Source organism: Caulobacter sp. D5 (assembly GCF_003185805.1).
GTDB lineage: Bacteria > Pseudomonadota > Alphaproteobacteria > Caulobacterales > Caulobacteraceae > Caulobacter.
Genome location: NZ_QHJY01000343.1, coordinates 1 through 5,806 on the forward strand (window position 1 = coordinate 1; position 5,806 = coordinate 5,806).

Below are 5,806 nucleotides of genomic sequence, written 5' to 3' on the forward strand. Positions count from 1 at the left end.
CGGCGATAGCCGACGGATGAGGGGTCTCTCAGACATGAGACACCCCACCCAGCTTGGCCGCTGCAGGCAGCTTAGATTTCTGAGAGACCCCTCACCCGACCTCCTTGCGAGGCCACCCTCTCCCGCAAGGGGAGAGGGAAATCGTTACGCCGCCCTGCGCTCGCGCTCCAGCGCCGCGGCGATGCCGCCCAGGAGCGCGCCGATCTCCAGGGGCTTGGCCAGGACGCCGTCGAACAGGCCGTCGGAGAGCTTTGGATCGGCGTCGGCCGAGAAGGCCAGGATCGAAGCGTCACTGCTGGGACCGCCGCCCTCGCGGATGCGGCGCGCGGCGGTCTCGCCGTCCATCAGCGGCATACGCAGGTCCATCAGGATGACGTCGAACGCTTGCAGCCAGGCTGCGTCGATCGCCGCCTGACCATCGGCGGCCTGGGCCAGCTCGACGTCGAAACCCTCCAGCACCGCGCTGACCAGTTCGCGGTTGACCTGATTGTCGTCGACCACCAGCACCCGGCAACCGGCGGGAAGGTCCAGAGCCGGCCCGCCCAGACGCTCGATGGCCCTGGGCGCTTCGGCCACGGCGGCCGGGAGGCTGAACCAGAACCTGGCCCCCTGCCCCAGCGCGCTGTCGACGCCGATTTCGCCGCCCATGGCCTCGACCAGACCCTTGCAGATGGCCAGGCCCAGGCCCGTGCCGCCATGGCGGCGGGTGGACGAGCCGTCGATCTGCGAGAACCGCTTGAAGAGCTCGCCCAGGCGCTCGGCCGGCATGCCAGGACCAGTGTCCGACACCGTCACGACCAGGCGGCCGTCGGCATGGACCGCGCGCAGCTCCACCGCCCCGGCGTCGGTGAACTTCATGGCGTTGCCCAGCAGGTTGAGCAGCACCTGACGCACGCGGTCGGGGTCGAGCACCAGGCTGGCCGGCAAGCCCTCCAGGCCGTCGGCCACCAGGGCCACGCCCTTGGCCTCGGCCTGCAGCGAGAACAGCGACAGGGCGTCGCCGAGCAAGGTCCGGGCGTCGCACGACTCCAGGTCGATCTCGACCTGACCGGCCTCGAGCTTGGAGAAGTCGAGGATGTCGTTGACCGTCGACAGCAGGGCCTGGCCGGCGGCCAGGGTCTTGGCGACCCAAGCGCGGGTGGACGGCGCCAGTTCGGGCTGCGCCTCGATCATCCGCGAAAAGCCCAGCACCGCCGTCAGCGGCGTGCGCAGCTCGTGGCTCATGTTGGACAGGAACTCGGCCTTCACCCCGGCGGCGGCTTCGGCCTCGGCCCGGGCCTGCTGCAGCTGCGCCTCCAGGGCCTTGCGCGAGGTGACGTCGCGAACGACGTCCTGGATGCCGGTCAGAACGCCGTTCTCGTCGAAGAACAGGGTCGGCTGGCCTTCCAGCCAGACCCAGCGCCCGTCTTTGGCCTGGCCGCGAAAGTGGAAGGGTTCGGCGACGACGCCGGGACCGCGGGCGATCAGGTCGCGGTAGTAGTCGACGAGCACGCCCTTGTCGTCGGGATGGGTCATGTCGATGACCCGCCGGCCGACCATTTCCTCGGGCTCGTAGCCCAGCACGCGCCGGCAGCTGGGCGTGATGTAGGAGATCGCGCCGTCGGGCGTGAAGCGCGAGATCATGTCGATGGCGTTGTCGGCCAGCAGCCTGTAGCGGGCCTCGCTTTCGGCCAGGGCGATCTCGGCGGCCTTGTGGTCGGTGATGTCGCGGATCACGTCGGTGACGGCGCTCATCTGGCCGGTCAGCGGATCGCGGGCCAGGGTCGGCCGCGCCTCCATCCAGCGCACCGAGCCGTCCTTGCAGAGGATGCGGTATTCGATGCGCCAGGCCGAGGGACCGGTCGGCAGGTCGGCGAAGGCCGCCTGCACCCGCTCGTGGTCGTCGGGATGAATGAACTCGATGGCGCGGCGGCCGACGACCTCCTCCATCGTGTAGCCGGTCACCACCTTCACCGCCGGCGAGACGTAGGTGAAGCGACCCTCGCGATCCATCTTGGTGACGAGGTCGTTGGCGTTCTCGGTCAGCAGCCTGTAGCGCCTGGCGCTGCGCTCGACCGCGTGCAGGGCCTCGACATGGTCGGTGACGTCCTGCAACAGGCCGATCAGGGCCACCGGCTGGCCGTCCGGCCCCTCCTCGCAGACCGCCTTCGCCGCCACGTGGCGCAGCACGCCGTCGGGGCGCTGGAGACGCAGCTGGAACTCGAAGCCGCTGCGCGTGTCGATCGCCCTCTGCAGGCAATCGCGCACCTGGTCGCGGTCTTCGGGATGATAATAGGCGATGGCGTCGTCGATCTGCGGGTCGAAGCTGCCGCGCGGCAGGCCGTGGATCTCGTAGACGGCGTCGGACCAGGTCGTCAGGCCGGTCGCAAGGTCGTAGCGCCAGTGGCCGACCTTGGCCATGCTCTCGGCGATCTCAAGCAGGCGCTGCTTCTCGCGCGCCTGTCGGTTGGCCTTGGTCAGCTCGAACTCGTCGACGACCACGCCCGCCAGCAGCTTCAGCCGCTCCAGTTCGGCGTCGGAGGGGCGCGGGCGCGGCTTGTCGTCGATGACGCACAGCGTGCCGAGATTGTCGCCGTCCTTCGTCGTCAGGGTGGCGCCGGCGTAGAAGCGGATGTCGGGATCGCCGGTGACCAGCGGATTGCCTGCGAAGCGGGGATCGCGCGCAGCGTCCTCGACCACCATCACCGCGTTGGGCCCCATCTCGATGGCGTGGGTGCAGAAGGCGATGTCGCGGCTGGTGGACTCGACGTCCAGCCCGACCCGGGCCTTGAACCACTGACGTTCGTCGTCGACCAGAGAGACCAGGGCGATCGGCGCGCCGAACAGGTTGCCGGCCAGCGCGGTCAGGCGGTCCAGCGCGGGATCGCGCGGGGTGTCGAGCACCTGATAGGATTTCAAGGCCGCGAGCCTGCGCGTCTCCCTATCCATGACCTTTCCGCCCTGTGTCATGCGCGGCACTTTATAGAGCGGCGGTATGCGACACGGTTAAGGCCCCGGCGTGGCATACGGACGCATCCACCAGGCGGCGACTCCTCCGCGCTTCTCGCCTCGTGGAACGGCGAGAAACGGCCAACTTCGCGCCCGCCATCTTGACACGGGCGTCACCCACGGCCATTTGCCGACTCAAGGATTTGCCACGCAGCTGATTTGACATCGATCGGGCCGCCAACGCACAGCGCGCGCCCTGCTTGAAACAGGATGTCATCCTCGCCGCGCCAAGTCCCAGCGGTCGTCGGTCCGAAAGGTCGACGTTCATGAACGCCGCGCTCGAAGCCGCCCGCCCTCCGCCAATTTCGCGCGGAGCGTTACCCCGTGGTTTTTCGTGCGTTAGTTCACAGAACGTCGAAATTTTTTTCATCGATGATGCTGGAAGCTTGGAGCGCCTGCGCAGCGGGGTCCTAACCCTTGGAAGCAGTCGCCGACCCGAACTCGCGAGGATCCGCGGAAGGCCGGCGACATGTTGAAGCATTCTCGGCCCGTCCCTCGCGGTAAGGGGCGGCGTCGATTTCGGAGAGCTTGATGAGCAACAATTCCACGGCCGAGACCGAAGCGCCCGAAGCCACCGGTGGTGACGGCCCTCTGCTCGACCTGACCGACGCCGGCGTAAAGAAGTTCATCAAGCAGGCGAAAGCCCGCGGCTACGTCACGATGGACGAGCTGAACAAGGTGCTGCCTTCGGAAGAAGTCAGCCCCGACGCCATCGAAGACACCCTGGCGATGCTCAGCGAGATGGGCGTCAACGTCGTCGAGGCCGAGGAAGACGCCGAGAACGCCGAGGGCGGCGAAGTCGCCACCCGCGACGAGAACACCACGGTCATCACCAGCGACAAGCCGGCCGCCTACGACCGCACCGACGACCCGGTGCGGATGTACCTGCGCGAGATGGGCTCGGTCGAACTGCTGAGCCGCGAGGGCGAAATCGCCATCGCCAAGCGCATCGAGGCCGGCCGCGACACGATGATCCGCGGTCTCTGCGAAAGCGCCCTGACCTTCGAAGCCATCATGGTGTGGCGCGAGGAACTGAGCACCGGCCGCATCCTGCTGCGTGAAGTCATCGACCTGGAAGGCACCTACGCGGCCATCAACGGCGGCGCGGCGACCCCGGCGGCCGAGGACGACGAAGGTCCGGCCGAACCCGTCGACGACGAAGCCGGCGAAGCCAAGCCCGAGGGCGAAGGCGAGGACGAGGACGACTTCGACGACGGCGCCGGTCCGACCGTCAGCGCCATGGAAGGCGAACTGCGCGAAGGCGTCATGGCCATTCTCGACGCCATCGCCAGCGAGTTCGAGACCTTCCGCAAGCTGCAGGACAAGCTGGTCGGCAGCCGCCTGAAGGGCGAGGACCTGTCCGACGCCGACCGCAAGGCCTACGAGGGCCTGTCGGCGACGATCATCCAGCATCTGAAGACGCTGAAGCTGAACAACAACCGCATCGAGGCTCTGGTCGAGCAGCTCTATGCGATCAACAAGCGCCTGATCGGCCTGGAAGGCCGCCTGCTGCGCCTGGCCGACAGCTACGGCATCAGCCGCGGCGAGTTCCTGAAGGCCTATTTCGGTTCCGAACTGAACCCCACCTGGGTCGACCAGGTGAAGGGCATGGGCGTGCGCTGGACCAAGTTCGTCGAGAACGACACCAGCTCGGTCGGCGACATCCGCCAGGAGATCGCCGCCCTCGCCACCGAAACCGGCGTGCCGATCGACGACTACCGTCGCATCGTCCAGACCGTGCAGAAGGGCGAGCGCGAGGCCCGTCAGGCCAAGAAGGAAATGGTCGAGGCCAACCTGCGCCTCGTGATCTCGATCGCCAAGAAGTACACCAACCGCGGCCTGCAGTTCCTGGACCTGATCCAGGAAGGCAACATCGGCCTGATGAAGGCCGTCGATAAGTTCGAATATCGCCGCGGCTACAAGTTCTCGACCTACGCCACCTGGTGGATCCGTCAGGCCATCACCCGCTCGATCGCCGACCAGGCGCGGACCATCCGCATCCCGGTGCACATGATCGAGACGATCAACAAGATCGTCCGCACCAGCCGCCAGATGCTGCACGAGATCGGCCGCGAGCCGACCCCGGAAGAGCTGGCCGAAAAGCTGGCCATGCCGCTGGAAAAGGTGCGCAAGGTCCTGAAGATCGCCAAGGAGCCGATCTCGCTCGAAACGCCGATCGGCGACGAGGAAGACAGCCACCTGGGCGACTTCATCGAGGACAAGAACGCCGTCCTGCCGATCGACGCGGCCATCCAGAGCAATCTTCGTGAGACCACGACGCGAGTGCTCGCGTCGCTGACCCCGCGGGAAGAACGTGTTCTGCGGATGCGCTTCGGCATCGGCATGAACACCGACCACACGCTGGAAGAAGTCGGCCAGCAGTTCTCGGTGACCCGCGAACGGATCCGCCAGATCGAGGCCAAGGCGCTTCGCAAGCTGAAGCACCCCTCGCGGTCGCGGAAGCTGCGCAGCTTCCTCGACAGCTGATCGGCCTCACAGACTAGACAAGACGAAGGCGGCGCCCGCGAGGACGCCGCCTTTTCTTTTTGGAACTCCGAAGAAGCGGGACGGCCCCGGGGGAGAAGCCGTCCCTAGGTCGACGGAGCAGCCGGCTTAGTTGTTGCCGGTCTTGATGTCGGCCGAGCCCGAGCCGCCGCCGTTGGCCGAGGCGCTGGCGCCGCTGCGCGAGGCCGAGCCGGTGAGGCCCAGCGAGCCCGACTGGCTGGTCCCGCCCTTCTTGGTCGAGGCGCTGGACGAGCCCGAACCGCCGGTCGAACCCGAGACGCCGTCGCGGCTGGCCGCGCCGGTGGCGCTCAGG

General features: G+C 67.4%; 2 protein-coding genes and 1 pseudogene. 1 reads left to right on the forward strand and 2 read right to left on the reverse strand.

Annotated elements, in window-relative coordinates:
• Window positions 1–144: 144 nt before the first annotated feature.
• Complete coding sequence (locus DMC18_RS20160; RefSeq protein WP_158285945.1) at window positions 145–2,928, reverse strand: PAS domain S-box protein; 2,784 nt, start codon at window positions 2,926–2,928, stop codon at window positions 145–147.
• A gap of 591 nt (window positions 2,929–3,519) precedes the next feature.
• On the opposite strand from DMC18_RS20160, the gene rpoD reads away from it, so the two are divergent.
• Window positions 3,520–5,475 carry an RNA polymerase sigma factor RpoD gene (gene rpoD, locus DMC18_RS20165; RefSeq protein WP_110121310.1) on the forward strand — a complete coding sequence of 652 codons (1,956 nt, stop codon included), beginning with the start codon at window positions 3,520–3,522 and terminating at the stop codon, window positions 5,473–5,475.
• A 126-nt stretch (window positions 5,476–5,601) separates the two neighbouring features.
• On the opposite strand, the pseudogene DMC18_RS20170 reads toward rpoD, so the two are convergent.
• A pseudogene (locus DMC18_RS20170) lies at window positions 5,602–5,806 on the reverse strand (hypothetical protein); the annotation flags it as partial.